Raw genomic sequence first — 25,195 nt, forward strand, 5'->3', positions numbered from 1 at the left:
GTCTGGATTCGAACCGCGCTGTCGGACCAGTCGAGGTTAGCGACCAGCGTGAACGCGCGGGCCGCCGCACCTGGTGAAGTCGGTCACCGTATGCGGTCAAGCGGTGTGAGAACGCACACCGGCGGGCGTTTTCGCGCCCGCTGCGGCGGTCGCGCCCGCTGTTGCCGTTGCGACAACAGCGGCGAGACCGAGCCAGGAGCCGAGCGCCGGGCTCCGGCCCGGGAGGTCCACGAAGAACAGTTGCGAGACGTGGAGCGCGAGCAGGAGCGCGGCCCCGGCGAGCGCGGCCGCCGCCGCACCCGGGCGGGAGCGGACGCTCAAGGCCAGCGCACCCAGCACCACGAGCACGGCGGTGAGCAGGCCCCACGACGGAGTGTCGAAATCGGACCAGAGCCCGGGCGTCGCGTAGTCCGGTGCGGAGAACACGGGCGTGCCGAAGGCCGCGATGGCGAGGACCGCCGCGGCGGCGACGGGAAGCAGCACGCGGGCGCGCGGGCCTTCGGTGCCTTCGTCGTCACGCTCGACGACGCCCGTGACGACCGCCGCGAGCCCCGTCAGCCCCGCGAGCCCGAGCGCGATCGCGGTGAACACAGCGCCGGCGCCGAGGCGGTAGGTGATCGCGCCGCCGAGTCCGCCGCCCAGGCCCGTCGCCGCCGAGGCGGTGAGGGCGGTGCTGAGCACAGCCGTGCCCGCGAGCACGACACCGGCCCACAGCACGGCGACGAGGCCACGCGCGGCCTTGTACTTGAACAGGAACGGCGCGGGCAGCACGACGAGGATCGCCGCGGCCAGGAGCCACCACCGGGCGGGGCTCTGCGTGGCGAGCCGGGCGTCCAGCTGGGGTGCGAGCGCCCCGACGGCGGCGGCCACGGCGGTGAGGAGTGCGGCCAGCGCCGTGACGCCCCGCCACAACGTGAGACTGGGGACACGCGCTTCGCCCGCGAGGTCCGTGCGTTCCGCGCGCGCCTGTTGCGGCGTCGTCCGCGGCGCGAGGAAGAGCACTATGAGCATCGCCACGACGGCCATCACCGGGCCGAACGCGAGGTGCAGCCCGCTGATGGCCAGCCCGCCGACCAACGGCGGCAGGGCGAGCGCGAACGTCGCCGCGGCCACGCCGCCGAGCGTCCCGCGCACGACGCCGTCGGCCGCCGCAGCACACCCGAGAACCACGGCGAGCAGCAACGCCCCCGTCGCGATGACGTACCCCGCGAGCGCCACACCCGGTCCTTCGAACGCCGAGTAGGCCGGCAGATAGGGATTGTCCGAGACGACGGGCGCCATCAGCAGGCCGACCGCGCTCACCACCGCGAGCAACGGCACGACCAACCGCCACCGCCGGTGGCCGCCGTCGTCACCGGCCACCTCGTTGACCTCACGCACCACCCGCGCGGCGACCACCCCGGCGACGATCGTGACGACGTGCCCGACCACCAGCAACCAGAACCCGGCGCCGACGGCGCTGCGGTCCAGCAGCCGGTCCGGCAGGAAGAGCTCGGGCCGGATGGTCTTGGAGGCCTGCGCGAAGAACTGGAAGTCGAGCAGCAGCCGCCCCGGCGCCAGCGCCGCCAGGCCGACGGTCAGGCCGGCGGCCAGCCCGTGGCGCCCGCTGTACGCCGCCGCGTTCGCGACGCCGGCGGGCACCAGCGCGAGCAGCGCGAGCAGTGGCCAGGACAGATAACCGGGCCCCGCGTCGGGCGACACGGGCAGGATCGCGCCGCCGGTGAGCGCGACCGCCCCGACGGCGAGGAGGCCCGCGGCGGCCTTGAGCCGAGGAGACGGAGCGCGGTCGATGAGATCGGCGAAGCCACCCCCGAAACCGACCCCCTCCTCCCGCCCACCGCGCCCAGACCGCGGCCTGACCCGAGTCGGCGCCGGGCGGGAATCGATCCGAGCCGGCGCGGCAGCGTTCCCAGGTTCGGCGTTGCGGCCGTTTCGCACACCGGCGCCGAGATGGCCACCCGGGCCGCCGCCGGCTGCGCCCTGTTGCTCGTCCCCGCCGGCGGCGCCACGGCGCCGCGCGCCAGTGGCCGCCTCGCCGCCGCGCGTGTCGAGACCGGAGTCGACGGCGTCAGCACCCGCACGTCCACGGCCACCGGCGAAGTCGGCCGCGGCACTGCCGGCGTCCGCCGCACTCGCGTTCGCCACATTCGGCTGCCCACCGCGGCCGCCAGTGCCGCGTTCACCGGCGCTCGGTGCACCCGGCGGCGATTCGACACCAACTGCCTCCAGGCCGGAATCAGCATCGTCAGCACCCGCACGTCCGCGGCCACTGGTGAGGTCGCCCGCGGCACTGCCGACACCGGGCCTACCAGCGGTTGCCGCATTCGGCAGGCCACTACCCGCAGCGCCGCGACCGCCGGCACCCAACGCACCGGACCTCGATGCACCCAGAGACGATTCGCCACCACCGGCGCCCAGACCGGAGCCGGCGGCATCAGCACCCGCGCGTCCACGGCCACCAGCGATGTCGCCGGCACTGCCGGTATCCAGCTCACCCGCGTTTGCCGCATCCAGCTGGCCACTACCCGCAGCGCCGCGGTCGTCGGCGCCCCGTGCGCCGGCGCTTGCGGCGCCGGGGCGCCGCTCGGCGCTGTTAGCGAGGCCGGAGTCGGGGGTGTCGGTGCGGGGGCCATCGGTCGTTGCGCCGTGGTTGGTGGGGTGGTCGCGGTGGGGAGCGTGGGCGGGTTCGGCGTCGCGCGGGGGTTGCGTGCCGCGGCGGGAGGTGGGTGCAGAGGGCTCTGCGGTGGCGTCGCTGGGGCGGGAGGAGACGCCGCCGGGTGAGGGGTCGCGCGCCGTGCGGCGGGTGGCGGCGCGGCGGGCGCGGTCGCGGGCGGCCGCCTTGCGTTCGGCGAGGCTGGGGCGACGGGGGGTGGACCGGGGTGCGCCGTCATCCGGATCGGAACCGGAACGGGCCGGGGACGAGTCCCCGTCGCGGGGTCCTTCGGACGAAGTCATCGGGGCGACGCTAGCAAGCCGGGCGCGAGTGGGGGGCGCAGTGGGGCGAGGGGCGCCAGTGAAGGGCCACCAAGGCGCTATACCCGCGGAGAGGACTGCGGTGGTGGCGCCGGGTGAACGCGGCTGACCTGGGAATCAGCCGATGGGGTCGTAATCGGACAGGCACCGGAGACAACGAGTGACCCGGGCCACACGGTAGAGGGCTGAATGCCCTTCAACAGCGAGCCGCAAACGTTTATTTCACCGGTTGCGTCGTTCGACCGCCTCCAGGAGGGCCGTTCGGAGGCCCGATCGGCCGAAAGTCGTGTAACAGAGATCACACTGATCGGAGTAGTTCCAGCTTAACTTTGGGTAATCCACACAGCTAGCCGCGTGACGGCAAGCCCACGTTCGGCCGAAACGGCGGGGACGCCTTGCCGAGAACAGTGCCCCTTCGTTACTGTCCCCCGGTCCCCATTACAGTCAGGTCACAAAGCAGGACGCCGAGCGAACCGCCCCCGAGGTCGCTCACGGGATCCCCCGCCCGAGTCCGCGAAGACCCGGCTCCCCGACGATGGAAGGCCCTGTCTTGGCTTCACACCGCTCCCCCGGCGGCCAAGCCCCTTCCCCGGCGCTGAAGGACGCACTGGACGGTGCGGTCATCCGCGTGCGGGGACAGCACCGCATCGCCCCGCCCTCCTCCGCCCTGCGTGGGCGGGTCGTGGTCGCGGCCGTCGCGGCCGGCGCGTTCGCCGCTGCCGCCGCGGGCCAGACCCTGAAGACCGTGACGGCCGACTCGGACGCCGCCGTAACCCCGCTCGCCAACGCGCAGGACGCGAGCGCCTCGTTCACCCTCGGCAGCGCGGGATCAGGGGGAGCCCCCGAGCTGCTGCCCGCCGGCCACACGTCGGATGCCTCCGCCGAAGCGGCCCGCATGGCCGACAGCCAGAAGGTCACCGAAGCCCGCGAGAAGGCCGAAGCCGACGCCGCCCGCAAGGCCGCCGAAGAAGCCGCCCGCCCGAAGACGTGCCTGCCGGCCCACGGCACGTTCACCTCCGGCTTCGGCGCCCGCTGGGGCAGCAGCCACCTCGGCATCGACATCGCGAACTCGATCGGCACCCCGATCTACGCAGCCTCCGACGGCACCGTCATCCAGGCCGGCCCCGCCAGCGGTTTCGGCCTCTGGGTCCGCATCCAGCTCGACGACGGCACCATCCAGGTCTACGGCCACATGAACAGCTTCTCCGTCCACGAAGGCCAGAAGGTCAAGTGCGGCGAGCAGATCGCCGAGATCGGCAACCGCGGCGAGAGCACCGGCCCGCACCTGCACTTCGAGGTCTGGCAGAACGGCACGAAGAAGATCGACCCGCGCCCGTGGCTCGCCGCCCGCGGCATCGTCGTCTGATCCTCCTTACGCACCAAGCCTTGGGGCCAGCCGGGCCTCCTGGTCAGCCGGCAGCCCCTGACACCTTCATCGCTCAGCCCCTCCTCCGCCACGGCAGCGCCCCCGTGCCCCGTGGCGGTTCCCATTTCAGGCACTGCCCACATCAAGACAATCTGTCCATTCCAGACGGTGCCCACTCCAGACGGTGCCCAATACCGACCATGGCCCGGGACAAACAGTGTCCTTTTCGGACCGCCGTACCCGCCAACGCATTCCCCGACGATGCGCAAAACGGATTCCGGCGACGAACGTCCACCGCTCACGAGATGACCCGAGTCAGCTTCTGCTCGACCCCCTCACCTCTCCCCGTTCGGCAACCGCCGGATGAAGTAGGCGACGGCGACCTGCCACACCGTGCACAGCCCCGTCTGATGGCGCCGCACAGGCCACCACCCCAACCGGATCAGCCAGGAGACCCGCGCCCCGAACCCCGGTCCAGCGGCCACGCCGGCCCCCCACGGTGACCGCGCCACCCACCGGCCCCCACCGCAGGACTGACAACGGCCGTCGTTGCCGAGCGAGTGCTGGTGCAGCAAGGCACGCCACGCCGCAGCCAATCGCCGGGCTTCCCCTGAGCCCGCGCCCGAACCCGGCTCGCTGAGAATCCTTCGCAGGTACTCCTGGACCCCACCGGCCAGGACTCCGAACAACACCGCGTCCACACCCTCGTCCTCCCCTTCCGGGGTGCCGGCGCGAGCACCAGCTTACCCCACTTCTTCGAACTTGTGTTCGACAGGAGTGACCTTAGGTGAGGGGTACGACAAAAATCAGAGCTTCACCATCGGGACGCTCCCGATCAGCATCAGGCGGATCGTCCCGGACGCGCCGAAGTCGATGGTCGCCGTGGCGCGGGGCCCGACGCCGTCGCAGGTGATAACGGTGCCGAGGCCGTATTTGTCGTGGCTGACGCGGTCGCCGACGTCGAGCTTGAGGGCCACCGTGTCCTTCCAGCCCTTGCCGAAGGGCGACGTCGAGGAAGTAGAGGACGACGAAGACCGCCGGCCCCACGTCGTCGCCGCGCGCGGGCCCGACGAAGAAGAGCCCGAGGACCCGAAGTTCCCGAACCCCGGCGACGACGGCTCCAGCCGCCGCCAGTCGACGAGGTCGCCCGGCAGCTCGTCGAGGAACCGTGACGCCGGGTTCATCTGCGGCTGGCCCCACGCCGAGCGCACCAGCGCGCGCGAGACGTACAGCCGCTGCCGCGCCCGCGTGATCGCCACATACGCGAGCCGCCGCTCTTCCGCGAGCTCCGTGGGGTCACCCAGCGCGCGCATGTGCGGGAAGACGCCGTCCTCCCAGCCCGTGCAGAACACGACCGGGTATTCGAGGCCCTTGGCCGTGTGCACCGTCATCAGCGTGACCACGCCGGCACCGCCGTCGCCCTCCTCGCCGCCGTCGGGCGAAGGGATCGAGTCGGCGTCGGCGACCAGCGACACGCGCTCCAGGAACGCGGCCAGCGAGCCCGGCGGGGGCACGCCGTCGTCGAGCACCAGCTCCGCGTTTTCGTCCTGCGCGACCTCGGTGGTGAACTCGGTGAACTCACGCGCGACCGTGACGAGTTCCGTCAGGTTCTCGACCCGCGACGCGTCCTGCGGGTCGTCGGACTCCTCCAGCTCCGCTCGGTACCCGGTGCGCTCGAGCACGGCCTCCAGCAGGTCGTGGACCTCGGCGCCGGACGTCACGAGCTCACCCAGCCCGTCGAGCAGCGCCACGAAGCCCGTGATCGCCTTTACCGAGCGCGGGTTCAGCAGCGCCACCTTGCCGTCGACGGCGTCGCGCAACGCGGCCGCGAACGAGATCCGCTCGCGCTCCGCGTGGGTCGCCACCACGGCCTCGGCGCGGTCGCCGATGCCGCGCTTGGGCACGTTGAGGATGCGGCGCAGCGACACCGTGTCCTCGGGGTTCGACAGCACGCGCAGGTACGCGAGCATGTCGCGGACCTCGCGCCGCTCGTAGAACCGCACACCGCCCACGACCTTGTACGGCAGGCCGAGGCGGATGAAGATCTCTTCGAACACGCGCGACTGGTTGTTGGTGCGGTAGAAGACGGCGACGTCGGAGTACTCCGCCTCGCCCTTCTCCGCCAGCGCGTCGATCTCGCCCGCGACGAACGCGGCTTCGTCGTGGTCGTTGTCCGAGACGTAGCCGACGATCTTCTCCCCGTCGCCCGAGTCGGTCCACAGCCGTTTGGCGCGCCGGTTGGGGTTGCGCTCGATCACGGCGTTGGCGGCCGACAGGATCGTCTGCGTGGAGCGGTAGTTCTGCTCCAGCAGGATCGTGTGCGCGTTGGGGAAGTCGCGCTCGAACTCCTCGATGTTGCGGATCGTCGCGCCGCGGAACGCGTAGATCGACTGGTCCGCGTCACCCACCACGCACAGCTCGGCCGGCTCGATCCCGGTGTCCGTGGTCTCCGTGCCCGCGAGCACGCGCACCAGCGTGTACTGCGCGTGGTTCGTGTCCTGGTACTCGTCGACCAGGACGTGGCGGAACCGGCGGCGGTAGTACTCCGCGACGTCCGGGAACGCCTGCAGCAACGACACCGTGCGCATAATCAGGTCGTCGAAGTCGAACGCGTTGGCCGCTTCGAGCCGCCGCTGGTACTCGGCGTAGACCTCGGCGACGCGGCGCTCCAGGTCGTTCGCCGCGTTCGCCTTGGCGGCGTCCGGGTCGACGAGCTCGTTCTTGAGGTTCGAGATGTGCACCGCGAGCGTGCGCGCGGCGTACTTCTTCGGGTCGATGTCGAGGTCGCGCGCGACGAGCGTGATGAGCCGCTTCGTGTCGTCGGAGTCGTAGATGGAGAAGCTCGACGACATGTCGAGCGTCTTGGCTTCGCGGCGCAGGATCCGCACGCACATCGAGTGGAACGTGGACACCCACATCGCGTTGGCACGCCGGCCGACGAGCGACGAGACGCGCTCGCGCATCTCCGCCGCGGCCTTGTTGGTGAACGTGATCGCCATGATCTCGCCGGGGTGCACGCGCCGCTCCGCGAGCAGGTACGCGATGCGACGCGTGAGCACGCGGGTCTTGCCCGACCCGGCACCGGCGACGACGAGCAGCGGCCCACCGGCGTGCGTGACCGCTTCACGCTGCGCCGGGTTGAGGTCCTCGAGCAGCTCGGCGGCCGCCTTCCGGGCAGGCGCGGGCTTTTCTGCGGGGAGATCGAAGAGGGTGTCCATCGCCTGTCCACGCTACCCCTGGGGTACGACAGGGACCGAACAGGCAGAGCGTGTCCGACGGTGAACTCGACAGCGCGTACGCATGCGCTCCCGGACGTACGCCGCGTTGTCGCTTCGCACCCGACGCGCACGGGCTTTCCGGCGCGGAGCATCGAACGGTATGGACGACAAGATCCCCGCCCGGTTGAGGGCATCCGACAGCGATCGCGAACGCGTGGCCGCGATCATCCAGTCCGCCGGCTCCGAAGGCCGGCTCACGCTCGAGGAGGTCGAAGACCGGCTGAGCACGGTCTACGCGACCCGCTACGTCGACGAGCTCGGCGAGCTCACCACCGACCTGCCGCGGCCCGGGCCCGAACGCCGTCCCGGCGCCGGCTGGCCGCTCACCCGCGCCGCGCTGCGTGAGCACCCCGCGCTGCGGGTGCACCTCGCCGCGGTGGTCGCGGTGGCCGTGCTGCTGATCGTGCGGTGGGCGGTGCTGGGCGCCGGATTCTTCTGGCCGGTGATGCCGGTGTTCTGGCTGTTCGTGACGCTCGTTGTCCACGCGCGCGTGCGGAGTTTCCGACGGGGCCCGCAAACTCCTGTGCCATACTGACCTCGTGCGGCACAGCAGCGAGCGATTTTTCTACGGGACCCGGACTCCGGCTCCCGTGATCGCGTAGTGCCCCACCCGCCATCACCAGCAGCCCCGGAGTCCAGCGGACCCGGGGCTTTCGCCGTCCCAGGGGCCGCTGGGGGTCCGGATTCCAGAGAGGTCCCGATGAACGCGCAGACGCAGAACGCAGACGGACAGCCCGCGGAGGACACCCCGACCGGCGAGGACATCTCCTCGCTGCGCCAGGAGATCGACTGGCTCGACGCCGAGATCCTGCGGCTCGTCAAGCGCCGCGTGGAGGTGTCGAAGACGATCGGCGCCGCGCGCATGGCCGCCGGCGGCACGAAGATCGTCTACAACCGCGAGATGGACGTGCTGGCGCGCTACCGCGAACTCGGGCCGGAGGGCCGGCAGCTCGCCATGGCGCTGCTGAACCTCGGCCGCGGCCGCCTCGGCCGATGAACTTCCGGCCACATCGGGGACTTCCCCGATCCGCGGGTCCGCGGAAACGGGCAGACTGGACCCATGATTAACGTCATCGCCGTCATCATCGCGATCGCGAGCGTGCTGGCGGCACTGGGCCATGTCGGGTACCTGGCGCTGCTCAACAACGCCGCGGGCAAGCGGGCCGGCGGTGCGCCTGTCGCGCAGTACGTGCGCAGCCGCTGGGCGGTCGCCGGTGGTACCACCGCGGCATCACTGTTCGCCTGGTTGCTCACTTTGGGGGGAACCGGGGCGGACATCGTCGCCATTGTGATTGCTGTGGGTAGTGGTGCTGTGGCGACGAAGGCATTGCAGTCGACCCGGGAGAAGTACCGCAGCGGAGGGTGACCGGTCCGGCGTCAGGCATAGCACTGCGTAGCGTGACCTCACGCTCGATCGGTAACGCTCGACAGGGTGAAACCTGTGCAAGGTGCAAGTAGCCCCGAGACTTTCGACTGGCGGTTTCCTAGTCTGGGCTCGTGAGGACCCCTGCGTCTGGGCCGGGCGACGCCCGGAGGATGCGCGGGAGCTGCGGCTCCATGCGCCCGCTGCCGCGTGCGCGTGCAGATGCGCGGGAGTCCGCAAGTGTGGACGCAAGTGACTCCGCTCGCGCTAGTGCTCCGATCGGGTTGATCGGGGTGCCGGCGCCGTCACGCCCACACCGGGGAGGGGTCGGACGGGCATGACGGGAAACGCGATGGGTGGTTCGAGGTACTCGAGCCACCCGGACACGGTGACGGCCGCCGAAGTCACGATGCCGGGCAGGCACCGCGCGCGCGGCGGCCCCGGCGCGCAGGCGTGGACGCCGGTGGTCCCGGCCGATTCCGCCGGGCACCACCGCCACCGGCCCGGAGCCGCCCCGGCGAGCCGGGCCGCTGATCCGCGAGCCGGGTTCGCGCCCGCGCAGGGCACGCTGCCGGTTCCCTCGGCGGCCGAGTCCTGGCTGCCGCAGCCGACGTGGATGCACGAAGAGCGCGGCGCGTTCACCCCGGCCGTACGAGGTCGGACGGAGCTGCCGCAGCCGGGCCGCAACGACCGTGGCTTCACGGCGGGGCGGCTGGACGAAGCCGAGGTGGCCGCCGGGGGCTGGGCCGGTGACCTGCCGCAGCCGAGCCGGGGACACAGCACGCCGGCGGCCGACCCGGCGGACTTCGCCGATGCCGTGGCCGAGGTCGCGGCGAGCGGCTGGGGTACCGCGCAACCGGGCGCCTCGGCTTTCACGCCCGCTCCCCCCGACTTCGACGAAGCCGCGAGCGGCTGGAGTACCGGATCGCAGCCGAGCACGAGTGCGTTCGCGGGCGATCCCGGCGCCGGGCCTCGGCCGGGTCCGAGCGGCCAGGCGGCCGGCGCTGAAGCGGCCACCAGCAGGTGGACGCAGTCCGGAGATCTCGGGGACCTTGCCCGCGTTTCGCTCGGGCGGCGCGTGCCGAACGGACGAGCCGTGGTGCCGGATCCGCAGCCTGTCAGCGAGATCGATCGCGCGTGGGCCGCGCCTGGCACGACGCGGTCACTGGCCGACGTGCAGCGTGACCGGCTCGCGCAGCCGCAGGCGCGGCGCACCCGCCGGGAACGCGTCGAGGCGACGGCGGCGACGCTGGCGCACGAGGCCGCGGCCCGGGAGAGTGTGGAGCCGAGCACGCAGCCCGAGCCGCCGCGGCGGCAGCGGGTGACGCTGCGCGCGCCCGCCGTCCGGGTGCCCGAGCCGGACGACGAGGAAGTGCGCGTGTACGCCGCGCCGCTGCTCGACGGGCTCGGGAAGTTCGACCTGGGGTCGGTGCCGGCGTCGGTGACGCCGCCCAAGACGTGGCGGAAGGCGGCGTGGTTCGCGACCGGCGCGTCCGGCGCGGTGGTCGTCGGGCTGCTGTTCGCGGGGACTTTCCTGGTCGGCGGGCCCACGACCACGACCGACGCGCTCGGCGGCGGCTGGCCGGGCCGGCAGAACGGCGGCAATCCGCTGATGCTGCCCGACCCGTCGGTGGGCGGGTACGTCGGCACGAGCGGCGACAGCCGCGGCAGCCGCTCGATCGACCGGGACAGCGGCACGAGCTCGTCGGACGACCCGGACACTCGCCCCCAGAACGCTGCGGGCACGAGCAGCTCCAGCGACGAAGGGACGCCGGCGAACCCGTCGAGCGAGGACTCGTCGAGCCCCGGCGCGACCGCGCCGACGTCGACGCCGCCGAGCGCGCCGGAGAAGCCGCCGGTCACACCCGCGCAGCGCGAGACCGCCCCGGCCACTCCCTGGTACAGCTCGCCCAAGGACACGAAGAAGATGGGCGACTACACCGAGCAGTTCTTCAACACGGTGACCACCGACCCGGCGGAGGCCTCCGCCGTGACCACCGGGGACCTGAAGTCGGAGGGCCCGCAGGGGCTGCGCCAGCGCTACGCGAAGGTCGCCTACTTCGAGGTGAAGAAGGTGGAGATCGACCCCGACGACAACACGACGGTGAACACCCTCGAAGTGACCCACACCGACGGCACCAAGACCGTCGAGCAGCGCACGCTGACCTTCGGCGACGACGAAAAGATCGCCGACGACGGCGTCTGACCAGGCACGATCGTCCGCCGAACGCGAAACGTTTCGTGCAAGTGCAGAGTGCCCGTTCCGATGCACGTGCGGTGCGGTAAGCGGTTGTTCCTGCTCCAGGTGGGTGACATAAGCTGCCGCTCATCGTGTGGCGACGGCATTCCGGCGACTGAGCCTGGCGGGTGGCCGTCGCAACAGGGTTACCTGGCGACAACCGGCAAGGACGCCGACCACGAATCGGCCGTCCGGACCAACGGCGTACGGCCGAACGGCCGTACCGCCGTCCCCGAACCCCAGAGCGAGGACATTCGTGCTTGATCGGCAGCGCACACGGCGAGAGGTCCGCGAGGCCACTGCCGTCCGCGTCGAGGACGTGATCCCGCCCGAGCTGCTCGACGGCGTCGGCGACGCGGACCGCGACTACCTCGAGCAGGTCTTCCGCGAGCCGCAGAAGTACCTGCCGCCGCGGCCGCACCGCGCGGAGGCCGTGAGACCAGCCGAGCCGGTCGAGGAGCCCGAGAGCCGGCTCGCCCGCCGGGCGAAGCAGGTCGGGCTCGTCGGTGCCGGCGCGCTCGTCGCGGGCGCCGTGGTCACCGCGGCCCTGCTCAGCGGAGGCCCGCGGCCGACGACCCCGGTCGCCGAGGACACCATTCCCCCCGGCTTCAGCGGCGCCGCCGCGCTCGGTGGCGCCGCCGTGCCCGACCTGCCGGAGCACGGCGTGGGCGGCACCACGTCCGGCCACCACGACGGCACGCCGTCGTCCTCGGGCGCCGGCACCACGCAGCCGACCCAGGACACCGGCGGGAACCAGCCGCAGACCGGCACCCCCACCTCGGCGCCGCCGAGCACCACGCCCGCGCCCCAGCACGGCAAGGCGAAGGGCCAGGGGGCCACGTCCGCCGCCGAGAAGCTGCAGGCCGTCAAGAAGTTCTACGCGTCGATCGACAAGAACCCCGACAACGCGCTCTCGCTGCTCGCTCCCGGCCTCGCGCAGGGCGAGGTGGGCAGCCTGGTCCGCGCGTGGAGCACGGCCGACCAGATCGACGTCCAGAGCACCGAGGTGCGCGACGACGGCTCCGTGCTCGCCGTCGCGGTGCTGCGCCAGACCGACGGCACACTGGTCCGCATCACGCAGCTGTTCGACGTCGTCGAGCGTGACGTCATCTCCGAAGCGCGACTGCTCTCAGCCGTCTCCTTCACGTGACCTGCGGCGATCCACTGCCGGGTAGAAGATCAGACCGTGCCGAGTGCGTGTGCGCAGAGTGAACGCCTAGCCTTGTCGCGGGCCGGTGTCGGGAAAACCGGCACACAGCCCACGACAGGTGCCTACGCTCCGGTGCTGCGGCCGGTTGGTAGTCGCATCTTCGGGGTGGGCACGTCCCGCTCCGGGAAGTCGGAGCCCCAAAGGGAGGTCGCGTGAGCGACGAGGGTCGTCTGGTCGCCGGCCGGTACCGGATCATCGGCCGGATCGGCACAGGCGCGATGGGTGCCGTCTGGAAGGCCCACGACGAGGTGCTCGGCCGAACCGTGGCCATCAAGCAGCTGCTGCTGCAGCCCCACCTCGAGGAGCACGACGCCGAAGACGCCCGGCAGCGCACGATGCGCGAGGGCCGCATCGCCGCGCGCCTGCACCACCCCAACGCGATCTCGGTGTTCGACGTCGTCACCGACGACAACGGCCAGCCGTGCCTGATCATGGAGTACCTCAACTCCACGAGCCTGGCCCAGGTCCTGCAGGAACGCGGCACGCTGCCGCCGCTGGAGGTCGCGCGCATCGGCGCGCAGGTGGCCGCCGCGCTGCGCGAGGCCCACGCGGTCGGCATCGTCCACCGCGACATCAAGCCGGGCAACATCCTGCTCGCCGGCAACGGCACCGTGAAGATCACCGACTTCGGCATCTCGCGGGCCAAGGACGACGTCACGGTCACCAAGACCGGGATGATCGCCGGCACCCCCGCCTACCTCGCGCCCGAAGTCGCCATCGGCGGTGACCCCGGCCCCGAGTCCGACGTCTTCTCCCTCGGCTCCACGCTGTACGCCGCGTGCGAGGGCCAGCCGCCGTTCGGCCTGTCCGAGAACACGCTGAGCCTGCTCCACGCCGTCGCCGCGGGCCAGATCAACCCGCCACGCCAGTCGGGCCCGCTGGCCAGCGTGCTCGCCGTGCTGCTGCACTTCGAGGTACAGCACCGGCCGACCGCCGACGAGTGCGAGGAGCTGCTGGCGGCCGTCGCGCGCGGCGAGACGCCGCTCGGCGGCTCGTCCGACGAGACGATGATGGCGCCGTCGGCCGGCACGCTCGGCGCGGCCGCCGTGGCCGGCGCGGCCGCGACGCACCTGTTCCCCGAAGAGGACCTGGACGCCGCGCACTCGGGCACCCTGCTCGACCAGCCCGGCCCGGCGCAGCAGTACTACGACGACGAGGACGAGTACCCCGCCGCCAGCGGCTACCCGGAGAACGACTACGACCAGTACCAGGCCGAACCGCCGCTCTACGGCGACCCGGGCCGAAACGGGCTGGCCGCCACCCGCGCCGTCCCGGTGCCCGACGGCTACCAGGACGACTCGTACGGCGACTACAACGACGGCTACGACGAACCGAAGCCCCCGCGAGGCCAGACCAGCCCGACCGACGACGAGGACGGCGAGAAGCCCGGCGCGTGGAAGAAGCCGGCGATCATCGGCGGCATCGTGGTCATCGGGCTGGTGGTGCTCGGCGTGTGGCTGCTGAGCTCGAACAACCCGCCGGACGCGTCGCAGCAGCCCACTCCCCCGAGCACTTCGGCAGCCGTGGTCCCGACCTCGGTGTCGGTACCGACGACCGAGGAAGCAACCACGAGCTCGGAAGAGACGTCTTCTTCAGAGGAGACCTCTTCACGCGAGAGGACGTCGTCTCGCCGGACGTCCGAGCGGAACACCGCGACGCGGGAGACGTCCTCCGAACAGGAGACGCCGACTACTTCGTCGAGCTCGAAGTCCGTTTCGCCTCCGAGCTCGCCGGACACGTCCACAGGCAGTCCGCCGTCGTCGAACTGATGCAGGAAAAGATTTGAGTTCAGAAGGCACCATCGTCGGCGGCCGGTACCGGCTCGACCAGCCGATCGGCCGGGGACGCGCGGGCATCGTGTGGCTCGCGTTCGACACGCGGCTGTTCCGCACGGTCGCGATGAAGCGCATGTACCTGCCCGTCGGCCTGCCGCCCGACCGCGCCGAGCAGGCGCGGGCGACGGTGATGCAGGAGGGCAAGGACGCGGCACGCATCGAGCACCCGAGCGCGATCACCGTCTTCGACGTGCTGCCCGACGGACCCGACGTCTGGTTGGTCATGGAGTACATCCCGTCCCGCGGGATGTCGACGTTCCTGGCCGAGCACGGACGGCTCACGCCCGAGCAGGCGGCGTCGCTCGGGATCATGCTGGGCGACGCGATGGCCGCGATCCACGCGGCCGACATCGTGCACCGCACGCTCGAGCCCGGCACCGTCCTGCTGGCCGATGACGGCAGTGTGAAGCTCACCGACATCGGCATCACCGGTGGCGGCCCGCACCCGGCCTACCGGGCTCCCGAGGTCACTCGGGGTGCCCCGCCTTCGCCGGCGTCCGACGTGTTCTCGCTGGGCGCGACGCTGTACACGGCGGTGGAGGGCACGCCGCCGTTCGGCGAGGACGGCGGCTCGTCCGAGCGACCGCCACAGAACGCGGGGGTGCTCGCCGGCGCGTTGCGCAAGATGCTGCGGCTGGACCCGGCGACCCGCCCGACCATGGCCGACACGGTCGCCGCGCTGAGCGCGATCACCGAGGGCCGTGAGCAGACGGCGTTCATCCCGCCGACGGCGCCCGCGATGCCAACCGTGCCCGTGTCCCGGCCGAGCCCCTCTCAGCAACCCGGGCAGCAGCAACCCGGACAGCAGAGTCCGCTCATGCAGCTGCCGGTCCGGAACGTGCCCTACGCGCCGGCCGCGCCGCAGCCCATGCACCAGCCGATGGCGCCGATGGCGGCCCAGCCGACCCAGCACCTCCAGCCCCAGCAGATCCAGGCGCCGGCGGCGCCGACCGCGAGGTTCACACCGACGCCCGCTCAGCAGGCGGTGTCGGCCGAGGCCGTGCGGCAGAAGGCGGCCGCGCGCCGGAAACTGATCCTCACGGTCGCCGCGATCCTGTGCGCGGTGCTGATCGGGATCGGCGTGTCGGAGCTGTTGTTCGTCTGACGCCCGAGTGTCAGGCCACCTTGGCCGTCGCCTCGCGCATGGCGTCGATCAGCGTCCGCACGGCCGGGTTCCCGGCGGCCCGCGCTGCGATGGCGGCGTGGATCATCCGGCACGGCTCGGGGTTGCGGATCCGCCGCACGGCCACGCCGGGGTGCGCCGTGCCGACGCCCAGCTCCGGCACCGAGCCCGGCGGCGATGAACCCCTGCGCGGTGAGGTAGTCCTCGGACTCGACCACGATGTTCGGTGAGAACCCGGCCGACGCGCACGCCCCGTCGAGGATCGCGCGGCACATCCCGGGCATCGGGTCGACGCCGACCCACGGTTCGTCGGCGAGGTCGGCCAGGTCGAGCGTGCGTTTGCGCGCGAGCGGGTGGGCGCGCGGCAGCACCGCGCGGTACGGGTCGTCCAGCAGGTGCACGAGCTCGACCCCCTTCGCCGGTGGCGCGGGCCGCGGGAAGACGACGATGGCGACGTCGGCGCGGCCTTCCTCGACCTCAGGCATCGGGTCGTCGGGGTCCACGAGCTTGAGGTCGAGCCACACGCCGGGGTGCTCGCGGCGCACGGCCGCGACGGCGTGCGGGATCACCGAAGCGCCGGCCGTGGCGAAGTAGCGGACGGCGAGCTTGCCGGTGCGGCCCTCCTTCAGCTCGGTGAGCGCGGCCTCGGCCTTGGCGAGCTCGGCGCTGAGCGCTTCGGCGTGCTCGCACAGCAGCAGGCCCGCCGGCGTGGGCCGGATCCCGCGGCCGACGCGTTCCAGCAGATCGGTGCCGGCCTCGCGTTCGAGCACCGTCAGCTGCTGGCTGATCGCCGACGGGGTGTACCCGAGGTTCCGGGCCGCGGCGGTGATCGACCCGCTGGTGATCACCGCGCGCAGCACCTGCATGCGCCGCACGTCGAGCATGCCCGAATCCTACAGCTGTGCTTAAGCGTTCCTGCAGTTATTTTCGCTTGTCCTTACGTCTGGGTGGGGCCACGCTGGCTGGTGGCCGAGAAGGAGGAACTGGGGTGGGCGAGACGAAGACCCTGCTCAGAATCGCCGCGCTGGCGCTGATGTGGGGTTCGAGCTTCTTCTGGATCAAGCTGGGCCTCGCGGCGTTCTCGCCGGTGCAGCTCGTGCTCGCGCGCCTGGTGCTCGGCGCCGTGGTGCTCGTGGCGCTGTGCCGGCTCGCCCGTCGCCGGCTGCCGTCGGACAAACGCACGTGGGGCCACCTCGTCGTGGCCGCGTTCTTCCACAACGCGGTGCCGTTCCTGCTCTTCGCGATCGGTGAGACCACTGTGGACTCCGGCATCACCGGCGTGCTGAACTCGACGACGCCCCTGTGGGTGCTCGTGGTGGCCCCGTTCCTCGGGGTGCGCCACCGCATGACGCTGACGCGCGCGGCCGGGCTCGTGATCGGGCTCGTCGGGATCCTGCTGATCTTCGCGCCGTGGGAGGCCTCGGGCCTGCTCAGCTGGGGCGCCCTCGCCTGCCTCGCCGCGGCCGCCAGCTACGGCTTCGCGTTCGTCTACGAGGGCCGCTACCTGTCGGACACCGGCGAATCGCCGTACGCGCTGTCGGGCGGGCAGATGGTGCTGGCCGCAGGATTCCTCGTGCTGGTGCTGCCCTTCGGCGGCCTGTCACCGGTGCACCTCACGCCGCTGGCGGCCGTGGCCGTGGTGATCCTCGGCGTCGGGTCCACGGGTATCGCGTTCGCGCTGAACTACCAGCTGCTGGCGAGTGAAGGCGCGGTGGCGGCGTCCGTGGTCGGCTACCTGCTGCCGATCGTCTCGGTGGCGCTGGGTGCGATTTTCCTGCACGAGCAGCTCAGCGTGCGCGTGATCGCGGGCATGGTCGTGGTGCTGGGCGGGGTCGCGCTCACGCGGGTACAGCGCAAGAACGCCGAAGCGCCGCAGCCGGTCGAGGCCGTGGCGGCCGAACACGTCTAGACGAGCCGGCGGTCCGACGCCCAGCGGGACAGCTCGTAGCGGTTGGACAGCTGGGTCTTGCGCAGGACGCTCGACACGTGCGTCTCCACCGTCTTCACCGAGATGAACAGCTCCGACGCGATCTCCTTGTATGCGTAGCCGCGCGCGAGCAGGCGCAGGACGTCGCGCTCGCGCGGGGTCAGCAGGTCCAGCTCGGGGTCGTTGATGGGCGCCGAGCCGGGGCGGTCGGCGAACGCGTCGAGCACGAAGCCGGCCAGGCGCGGGGAGAACACCGCGTCGCCGTCGGCCACGCGCACGATGGCGCGCACGAGTTCCTTCGACGAGATGGTCTTCGTGACGTAGCCGCGCGCGCCGCCGCGGATGACGGCGATGACGTCTTCGGCGGCGTCGGACACCGACAGCGCCAGGAAGACGACGTCGGGCAGCTCCGGGCGGACGCGGCGCAGCACCTCGGCACCGCCGCCGTCGGGCATGTGCACGTCCAGGAGCACGACCTGCGGTTTCGTGCGAGCGATGCCCTCGACGGCCTCGGTGACCGAACCCGCTTCGCCGACCACCCGCACCTCGTCGGTGATCGAATCGAGCTCAGTGCGCACCCCGGCGCGGAAGAGCGCGTGGTCGTCCACGAGGAAGACCTTCACCGGCTCCCGCTGGCTCTCCGTCACGACACCGCTCCCTCGCTCGCCTGCTGCTTCCCCCAAGCCAGAGCATAGCGAGGTCACGCCGCACCCTTGGCCGCTTTGAGCGGCATGGCCAGCTGGACTTCCGTGCCCTCACCCGGAGCGGTGCGCAGCTTGCACGTGCCGCCGTGACGTTCCATGCGACCGCGGATCGAGTCGGCCAGGCCGTGGCGGTCGGCCGGGACGACGTCGGGGTCGAAGCCCTTGCCGCGGTCGCGCACGAACACCGTGACCTCGGCCGGCTCCACCTCCGCGTACACGCTGACCTCCTCGACCCCCGCGTGCTTGGCCGCGTTGACGATCGCCTCGCGAGCGGCCTGCACGAGCGCGGTCAGCGGCTCGTTCAGCTCGACGTCGCCGACCACGACCTGGTTGACGGAGATCGCGAACTGGTCTTCGACCTCACCGCACGCGGTTGCCAGCGCCTCGGACAGCGGAACGGCGCCCTCTTCCTCTTCCTTCGACTTCTTGTCGCTCGGCTTGCCGTAGCCGCCGGCGCCGTAGAGCCAGCCGCGCAGCTCGCGCTCCTGGCCGCGCGCCAGACGCGCGACCTCGTGCGGCTGGTCGGCCTGCCGCTGGATCAGGGCGAGGGTCTGCAGCACGGAGTCGTGCAGGTGCGCGGCGATCTCGGCACGTTCGTCCGTGCGGATGCGCGCGCGGCGCTCGTCGCCGAGGTCGCGGACCAGCCGCAGCCAGAACGGCACGGTCAGCACGGCGACGCCGAACAGCGTCGCGAGCACGGCGAGGAGCGCGAACTTGACCTGGTCGAAGGTGCCGCTCTGGAACACGACGACCCCGATGCCCGTGGCCACGAGGGCGACACCCGCGAGGATCCGGATGATCGCCGCGCTGCGGCCACCCTGGCCGACCAGCGCGCCGGTGACCCCGCCTCGCGCGCCCGTGCGCCAGCGCCGGCGCTGCGACTCGTCGGCCTCACGCCAGACGACGGCCGCACCGAGCATCGCGATGACCAGTGGCAGGGCGACCCAGCCGCGGATGGTGCCGCTGAGCGTGCCGCTGGCGATGGCGAGGCCGATGCCGAGCGCGATGAGGCCGTACGCCTGCTGGCGCTCCTTGTTCGAGGACTCCGTCTCCTGCGCGTCTTCGGCTCGCTGCGGCACGAAGACCCACAGCAGCCCGTAGGCGAGCAAACCGGCGCCGTTGAGCGCTGCGAGCAGCGCGAACGCCAGCCGTACCCACACGACGGGCACGCCGAGGTGGTCCGCGAGCCCGCCGGCGACCCCGGCCACCGCGCGCCCGCTGCGCCGCCGGTGCATCTTCGGCCGCTCCGGCTGCTCGGCGACGGGCGCCGCCACGGGCGGCACCGGCGCACGCGCCGGCGTCGGCGCCGGGGTGGCGTCGAGGTCGAGGAAGTCCTGCACATCGTCCATCGTCACACGCCGGGGGCCGCATCGGCATCGGGGAAGCCCCTGATCACGACCCGGATGGATGCGGCTCTCAGGGGAAACCTCAGGGAACGTCCCCGATGTGAGCGCCTCGGGATTCCCGCATCCTTTGCCGTATGAGTGGTGCGAACGAAGCGCCGGGCCCGAAGTCGAATCCCTTCAACGGCTTCGAGGAGACGGTCAAGGACTTCTGGGTGAGCAGGCCGCGGCGCCCGCACACCGGGCGGAAGGTCGCGGGGGTCGCGGCCGGGCTGGGGAACCGCTACGGCATCGACCCGGTCGTGATCCGGGTGGCGCTCGTCGCGGCGATGGTGTTCGGCGGGTTCGGGCTGGTGTTCTACCTGCTCGGCTGGCTGTTCTTCCCGAGCGAGGGCGACGAGGTGTCGGGCTTCGAGGCGATGATCGGGCGCGGGCAGTCGACGATGTCGAAGGCCTTCGCGGTCGTGCTGTGCATCGCGCTGATCCCGGTGATCGGGTGGACGTTCGGCAACGGCTGGTTCGACGGCGGTGGCCTCATCGGGTTCGCGCTGCTCACGGCAAGCCTCTACCTCCTGCACCGCAACCGCGGGCAGGACAACCGCCCGGCACCGGTCGTCGCGTACCGCGCGTACCAGACGGCCCAGGCCGCGCCCGGAACCGGAGCCTTCACGATGACGGACACCTCCACCTCGGCGCCGACGGGCTCGGCCGCGCCCGGCTTCGATCCGCTCGCCGCCGACCCGGCGGGCTGGGACCTGCCGGACCCGGCCGGGCCGCCGCCCCAGGACCCGTACCGCTACGACTACGACGAGCCCGCCACCGCGCCGCGGCACCCGCGCTCCAAGATCGGCTCGGTGACGTTCGCGGCGGCCGTGCTGGTGGCCGGCCTCGGCGTGGTGCTGAACCTGAACGGCGTGGACTGGTTCTCGGTGAAGCACATCATCGGCCTGGTGCTGGGCGTGCTCGGCATCGGCATGGTCGCCGGCGCGTTCGTCCGCGGCTCGCGGGGGCTGATCGGCCTTGCGGTCCCGCTCGCGATCGTCGGCATGGTGCTGACCACGACCACGTTCACCGACATCGACCTGCGCGGCGGCGTCGGCGACCTGCGCTCGACGCCGCACTCGGTGGCCGAGGTGCAGCCGGTGTACCACCACGCGGCGGGCGACCTCGACCTCGACCTGACGCAGATTCCGCTGTCGGGTCCGATCACCACGTCGGTCAGCAACGGCGCCGGCGACACCAAGGTCACGGTGCCCGCGACCGCTGACGTGACCTACACCTGCAAGAACTCCGCCGGCGACGTCGACTGCCTCGACCGCTCGACCAACGGCGTCGGCCAGCCCGCCATCACCGGTACCGACTACGGCACGGACGGCGTGGGCGGACAGAAGATCACGCTCGACGTCACCAACGGCGCGGGCAGCGTGGAGGTGCTCCGTGGCTGACAACCCGTACTCCTACGACGAGCCGGCCCAGGCTCCGGTCCGCCGCCGCGGGGTGGACGTGTTCACCCTGATCGTCGGCCTGGCGACCCTGCTGGTCTCGGGCTACGTCCTCTCCGACGGCGCGAGCTGGCTGCCCGCCTTCGACTTCCGCTGGGTCGTCGCGGGCGGCGCGGTGTTCGTCGGCGTGCTCCTGCTGGCGGCTTCGCTGCGGCGCCGCCGGCCCTGACCCGGGAAACGTGAACGGGCCCCCTCGAACACCGAGGGGGCCCGTTCACGTTCGCGACGGGGAGGTCACTCCCATTCGATGGTGCCCGGCGGCTTGCTCGTCACGTCGAGCACCACGCGGTTGACGTCGGACACCTCGTTGGTGATGCGGGTCGAGATGCGCTCGAGCACCTCATACGGCAGGCGCGTCCAGTCGGCGGTCATGGCGTCCTCCGAGGACACCGGCCGCAGGACGATCGGGTGGCCGTAGGTGCGGCCGTCACCCTGCACGCCGACGCTGCGGACGTCGGCCAGCAGCACCACGGGGCACTGCCAGATCTCGCGGTCGAGACCCGCGGCGGTCAGCTCCTCGCGTGCGATCGCGTCGGCCGCGCGCAGGGTCTCCAGCCGGTCGGCCGTCACCTCGCCGATGATGCGGATGCCCAGGCCCGGGCCGGGGAACGGCTGGCGCTGCACGATCGTCTCCGGCAGCCCCAGCTCGAGGCCGACGCGGCGCACCTCGTCCTTGAACAGCAGCCGCAGCGGCTCGACGAGCTCGAACTGCAGGTCGTCGGGCAGGCCACCGACGTTGTGGTGGCTCTTGATGTTGGCCGTGCCCTCACCGCCGCCGGACTCGACGACGTCGGGGTACAGCGTGCCCTGGACCAGGAACTTGTAGTCGCCCTGCGCCTTGAGGTCGCGCTCGGCCTGCTCGAACACGCGGATGAACTCGCGGCCGATGATCTTGCGCTTCTCCTCGGGGTCCGTGACGCCGGCGAGCGCGTCGAGGAACCGCTCGCGCGCGTCGATCGTCACGAGCTTCACTCCCGTGGCGGCGACGAAGTCGCGGTCCACCTGGGTGCGCTCGCCCGCGCGCAGCAGGCCGTGGTCCACGAACACGCAGGTGAGCCGGTCGCCGATCGCACGCTGCACCAGCGCCGCCGCGACGGCCGAGTCGACGCCGCCGGACAGGCCGCAGATCGCGCGGCCCTCGCCGATCTGCTCGGCGATGCGCGCGACCTGCTCGTCGACGATGGACGACGTGGTCCACTGCGGCTTCACGCCCGCGACGTCGTAGAGGAAGCGCCGCAGCACCTCCTGGCCGTGCGGCGAGTGCGCGACCTCCGGGTGGTACTGCACCCCCGCGAACTGGCGGTCGACGTCCTCGAACCCGGCCACGGCCGCGCCGTCGGAGCTGGCGGTGACGACAGAGCCCTCGGGCGCCTTCGTGACGCTGTCGTTGTGGCTCATCCACGCCGTCTGGTGGCCGGGCAGGCCCGCGTGCAGCACGCCGCCCTCGCCGACCACCCGCACGTCGGTGCGGCCGAATTCACGCACGCCCGTCGGCTCGACGACCCCGCCGAGCGCCCGCGCGAGCAGCTGGTGCCCGTAGCAGATGCCGAAGATCGGCACGCCGGCCTCGACCAGCTTCGCGTCCATCGCCGGAGCACCCTCGGCGTAGACGCTCGACGGGCCGCCGGACAGGATGATCGCCGCCGGGTTCTTGGCCAGCAGGTCCTCGGCGGTCGAGCTCGACGGCACGACCTCGGAGTAGACCTGGGCCTCGCGCACGCGGCGGGCGATCAGCTGCGCGTACTGCGCCCCGAAGTCCATGACGAGTACCGGACCGGTGGGATTGGCCACCTACGACCTCCAGGCGAATGAGCGCTTTTGCCTCCATCGTCCCAGGTGGGCTGGGTCACCAGGACCTCGCCCCGCAAGTGGCGCCGGAACGAGGACCACAGCTGTCCGCGAAGCGTCTTACGGTTCTCCCATGACTGTCGCATGGACCACCGAACTCCACGATCAGCTCGACTGGCACTGGCAGCACCACGTGCGCCCGCGCCTCGACGGGATCACCGACGAGGAGTACTTCTGGCAGCCGGTGCCGGACTGCTGGACAGTGCGCCCGCGCGCCGAGAAGCCCGAGGGCCCCGGCAGCGGTGACTTCACCGTCGACTTCGCCTTCCCGGAGCCCGTGCCGCCGCCGGTGACGACCATCGCGTGGCGGCTCGCGCACGTCATCGTCGGTGTGCTCGGCATGCGGGCCGCCTCGCACTTCGGCGGGCCCGCGATGAGCTATGAAACCTTCCCTTACGCCGGCACCGCGGCCGAGGCGCTCGACCAGCTCGACTCCGCATACGCGAGCTGGATCGGCGGCGTGAAGGCGCTCGACGCGGACGCGCTGGCCCGCGCCGTCGGACCGGCGGAGGGGCCGTTCGCGGAGTACCCGATGGCCGCGCTGGTGCTGCACATCAACCGCGAAACCATCCACCACTGCGCCGAAGTGCTGCTGCTGCGCGACCTCTACCGCAGCCGGTGAACCGACGACGGTCCGGCCCGATCCCCCGACCGGACCGGACCGTCGTACCCCCAGCACCCTCGAGTCATGCGGCCGGCCGGACCCTCGGCAGCAGCAGGAAGCCGAGCACCATGCCCAACAGCGCCGGCAGGCCGTGGTTGTCGTGCAGCACCGTGTCGAACACCGCGAGCGGCGCGACGAGCACCGGCACGAGGAACACCTGCTTCGACAGCTGCACGCCGTGGCGTGCCGGCGCCCGCAGCAGCGCCACCGCGAGCGCGCCGAGGAGCCCCGCGACGCACATCGAGTTGCCCGCGCCGACCGGCCGCAGCCAGAGGTAGCTGAGAAACTGGCCGAACAGGCCGCAGCCGAAGTACAAGGCGATCCACCGAACGCGCCCGAAGGAGCTTTCGGCGAGCGCGCCGAAGACGGCCAGGACCGCCAGGTTGAAGATCCCGCCGAAGAGCCCGCCGTCCTGGAAGAACATGCCGGTGAGAAGGCGCCACCACTGGCCGGCGTCGATGGCCGCGCCGTCGCGGCGGACGTGATCGAGCAGCCCCGGCACCGCCGGCTGCGCGACGAGCGCCGCCGCCGTGACGAGGAACACCGCCCCCGTGAGCACGGGCGCTCGCCGCGGGCCGATGCGGTCGAAGACGGGCCGCGAACGGGTTGCCGTGCCAGCGTGCCAAGCCCGGATCGGCCATGATCCGAACGTAGGCGGGCAGCCCCGTGAGTACCCCCGACCTTTGTCACGTGAGCATCGGGGCATGCGTCACGAGGAATGAATCCAGCCCCGGATGACTCGGAACTGGTGACCGCGAAAACCTGGAAAGGATCTTCATGCGAGCGACACTCATCTACGGCGCCGGCGACGTCCGCGTGGAGACGCGCCCGGATCCGAAGGTGGCGGCGCCCACGGACGCCGTGGTCCGGGTCGTGCGCTCCTGCATCTGCGGCAGCGACCTGTGGCCGTACGGCGGGATGCCCGCGCAGGAGTACGGCCGCCCGATCGGCCACGAATTCCTCGGCATCGTCGAGGAAACCGGCTCCGACGTGGTGCACGTGCGCAAGGGCGACCTCGTGATCGCGCCGTTCGTGTACTCCGACAACACGTGCGAGTTCTGCCAGGAAGGCCTGCAGACCTCGTGCCTGCACGGCGGCAACTGGGGTGCGGACGGCGTCGACGGCGGCCAGGGTGAGGCCGTGCGGGTACCGCTCGCCGACGGGACGCTGGTGCCCGTACCGCACACCGAGGACCGCGACCTGCTGGCGTCTCTGCTGACGCTGTCGGACGTGTTTTCCACCGGACACCACGCGGCCGTGACCGCGGGCGTCGCGCCGGGCAAGACGGTGACCGTGATCGGCGACGGCGCGGTGGGCCTGTCCGCCGTGCTGGCCGCGAAGCGCCTCGGCGCCGAGCACGTCGTGCTGATGGGCCGCCACCAGGACCGCACGGACCTGGGCCGCGAATTCGGCGCGGACGACGTCGTCGCCGAACGCGGCGAGGAGGGCATCACGCGCGTCCGCGAGCTGACGGGCGGGCGCGGCACGCACACCGTGCTCGAGTGCGTGGGCACGCTGCCCGCGTTCGAGATGGGCCTCGGCGTGGTGCGTCCCGGCGGTGCGCTCAGCCGCGTCGGCGTGCCGCAGTACCCGCAGGGCCCGATCGGGCGGCCGGTGTTCACGCAGAACATCACCATCACCGGCGGCGTCGCGCCGGCGCGGAAGTACATCCCGGAGCTTTTGCCGGACGTGCTCGAGGGCCGCTACCGGCCGGGCCGCGTGTTCGACCGCACCATCGGCCTGTCCGACGTGCCGGCCGGGTACCGGTCGATGGCCGACCGCGAGGCGCTGAAGGTGCTCATCGAGCCGTGAGCGACGCG

The 25,195-nt window shown here is 71.9% G+C and carries 19 protein-coding genes and 1 pseudogene; 13 read left to right on the plus strand and 7 right to left on the minus strand.

Annotation, left to right across the window (positions count from 1 at the left end; genetic code table 11):
* Positions 1-96 precede the first annotated feature (96 nt).
* Complete coding sequence (locus I6J71_RS40070) at positions 97-2,145, minus strand: hypothetical protein (protein ID WP_204091616.1); 2,049 nt, start codon at positions 2,143-2,145, stop codon at positions 97-99.
* 1,510 nt (positions 2,146-3,655) lie between these two features.
* On the opposite strand from I6J71_RS40070, the gene I6J71_RS40075 reads away from it, so the two are divergent.
* On the plus strand, positions 3,656-4,339 hold the full coding sequence (locus tag I6J71_RS40075) for a M23 family metallopeptidase (RefSeq protein ID WP_204097476.1): 684 nt from the start codon (positions 3,656-3,658) through the stop codon (positions 4,337-4,339).
* Between the two features lie 806 nt (positions 4,340-5,145).
* On the opposite strand, the gene pcrA is transcribed toward I6J71_RS40075, so the two are convergent.
* A complete protein-coding gene (pcrA, locus tag I6J71_RS40080) occupies positions 5,146-7,557 on the minus strand; it encodes a DNA helicase PcrA (RefSeq protein WP_204091617.1) in 2,412 nt (803 codons plus the stop codon).
* A gap of 160 nt (positions 7,558-7,717) precedes the next feature.
* On the opposite strand from pcrA, the gene I6J71_RS40085 reads away from it, so the two are divergent.
* The 7 genes from I6J71_RS40085 to I6J71_RS40115 all read left to right on the plus strand — a co-directional run bounded on the left by I6J71_RS40085 (position 7,718) and on the right by I6J71_RS40115 (position 15,369).
* Positions 7,718-8,152 (plus strand): DUF1707 domain-containing protein, encoded by a 435-nt coding sequence (locus tag I6J71_RS40085; protein ID WP_204091618.1) that lies wholly within the window; start codon positions 7,718-7,720, stop codon positions 8,150-8,152.
* Positions 8,153-8,317: 165 nt separating this feature from the next.
* Positions 8,318-8,614, plus strand: coding sequence for a chorismate mutase (locus I6J71_RS40090; RefSeq protein ID WP_204091619.1), 297 nt, complete (start codon positions 8,318-8,320; stop codon positions 8,612-8,614).
* 63 nt (positions 8,615-8,677) lie between these two features.
* Positions 8,678-8,983: a hypothetical protein gene (locus I6J71_RS40095; protein WP_204091620.1), complete on the plus strand. Its 306-nt coding sequence runs from the start codon at positions 8,678-8,680 to the stop codon at positions 8,981-8,983.
* Positions 8,984-9,317: 334 nt separating this feature from the next.
* Entirely contained in the window at positions 9,318-11,186 is a 1,869-nt protein-coding gene (locus tag I6J71_RS40100; RefSeq protein ID WP_239154184.1) for a hypothetical protein, read from the plus strand.
* Positions 11,187-11,475: 289 nt separating this feature from the next.
* On the plus strand, positions 11,476-12,369 hold the full coding sequence (locus tag I6J71_RS40105) for a hypothetical protein (protein ID WP_204091621.1): 894 nt from the start codon (positions 11,476-11,478) through the stop codon (positions 12,367-12,369).
* A 212-nt stretch (positions 12,370-12,581) separates the two neighbouring features.
* Positions 12,582-14,198 carry a serine/threonine-protein kinase gene (locus I6J71_RS40110; protein ID WP_204091622.1) on the plus strand — a complete coding sequence of 539 codons (1,617 nt, stop codon included), beginning with the start codon at positions 12,582-12,584 and terminating at the stop codon, positions 14,196-14,198.
* Positions 14,199-14,211: 13 nt separating this feature from the next.
* The gene (locus tag I6J71_RS40115) at positions 14,212-15,369 is read left to right on the plus strand and encodes a serine/threonine-protein kinase (RefSeq protein WP_204091623.1); all 1,158 of its coding nucleotides are present in this window, start codon (positions 14,212-14,214) and stop codon (positions 15,367-15,369) included.
* A gap of 10 nt (positions 15,370-15,379) precedes the next feature.
* Here I6J71_RS40115 and I6J71_RS40120 read toward each other — a convergent pair.
* Positions 15,380-16,271: pseudogene (locus I6J71_RS40120) on the minus strand (LysR family transcriptional regulator).
* A 104-nt stretch (positions 16,272-16,375) separates the two neighbouring features.
* Between I6J71_RS40120 and I6J71_RS40125 the strand changes: the two are divergent.
* Complete coding sequence (locus I6J71_RS40125; protein ID WP_204091624.1) at positions 16,376-17,296, plus strand: DMT family transporter; 921 nt, start codon at positions 16,376-16,378, stop codon at positions 17,294-17,296.
* Here I6J71_RS40125 and I6J71_RS40130 read toward each other — a convergent pair.
* Both I6J71_RS40130 and I6J71_RS40135 read right to left on the minus strand, forming a co-directional pair.
* Complete coding sequence (locus I6J71_RS40130; RefSeq protein WP_204091625.1) at positions 17,293-17,961, minus strand: response regulator transcription factor; 669 nt, start codon at positions 17,959-17,961, stop codon at positions 17,293-17,295. The two genes, I6J71_RS40125 and I6J71_RS40130, sit on opposite strands and share 4 nt — an antisense overlap.
* 53 nt (positions 17,962-18,014) lie before the next feature.
* Positions 18,015-19,367 (minus strand): PspC domain-containing protein, encoded by a 1,353-nt coding sequence (locus tag I6J71_RS40135; RefSeq protein ID WP_204091626.1) that lies wholly within the window; start codon positions 19,365-19,367, stop codon positions 18,015-18,017.
* A gap of 131 nt (positions 19,368-19,498) precedes the next feature.
* Between I6J71_RS40135 and I6J71_RS40140 the strand changes: the two genes are divergently transcribed.
* The gene (locus I6J71_RS40140) at positions 19,499-20,806 is read left to right on the plus strand and encodes a PspC domain-containing protein (protein WP_204091627.1); all 1,308 of its coding nucleotides are present in this window, start codon (positions 19,499-19,501) and stop codon (positions 20,804-20,806) included.
* Positions 20,799-21,032 carry a hypothetical protein gene (locus tag I6J71_RS40145; RefSeq protein WP_204091628.1) on the plus strand — a complete coding sequence of 78 codons (234 nt, stop codon included), beginning with the start codon at positions 20,799-20,801 and terminating at the stop codon, positions 21,030-21,032. Before I6J71_RS40140 ends, I6J71_RS40145 begins: the two co-directional genes overlap by 8 nt.
* A gap of 65 nt (positions 21,033-21,097) precedes the next feature.
* Here I6J71_RS40145 and guaA read toward each other — a convergent pair whose 3' ends face one another.
* On the minus strand, positions 21,098-22,654 hold the full coding sequence (gene guaA / locus I6J71_RS40150; RefSeq protein WP_204091629.1) for a glutamine-hydrolyzing GMP synthase: 1,557 nt from the start codon (positions 22,652-22,654) through the stop codon (positions 21,098-21,100).
* A 130-nt stretch (positions 22,655-22,784) separates the two neighbouring features.
* On the opposite strand from guaA, the gene I6J71_RS40155 reads away from it, so the two are divergent.
* On the plus strand, positions 22,785-23,333 hold the full coding sequence (locus tag I6J71_RS40155) for a DinB family protein (RefSeq protein WP_204091630.1): 549 nt from the start codon (positions 22,785-22,787) through the stop codon (positions 23,331-23,333).
* Between the two features lie 64 nt (positions 23,334-23,397).
* Here I6J71_RS40155 and I6J71_RS40160 read toward each other — a convergent pair whose 3' ends face one another.
* Positions 23,398-23,934: a rhomboid family intramembrane serine protease gene (locus I6J71_RS40160; RefSeq protein ID WP_239154185.1), complete on the minus strand. Its 537-nt coding sequence runs from the start codon at positions 23,932-23,934 to the stop codon at positions 23,398-23,400.
* 218 nt (positions 23,935-24,152) lie between these two features.
* On the opposite strand from I6J71_RS40160, the gene I6J71_RS40165 reads away from it, so the two are divergent.
* Positions 24,153-25,187: a zinc-dependent alcohol dehydrogenase family protein gene (locus I6J71_RS40165; RefSeq protein WP_204091632.1), complete on the plus strand. Its 1,035-nt coding sequence runs from the start codon at positions 24,153-24,155 to the stop codon at positions 25,185-25,187.
* Positions 25,188-25,195: the final 8 nt, after the last annotated feature.

It is taken from the genome of Amycolatopsis sp. FDAARGOS 1241, from assembly GCF_016889705.1.
Lineage (GTDB): Bacteria > Actinomycetota > Actinomycetes > Mycobacteriales > Pseudonocardiaceae > Amycolatopsis.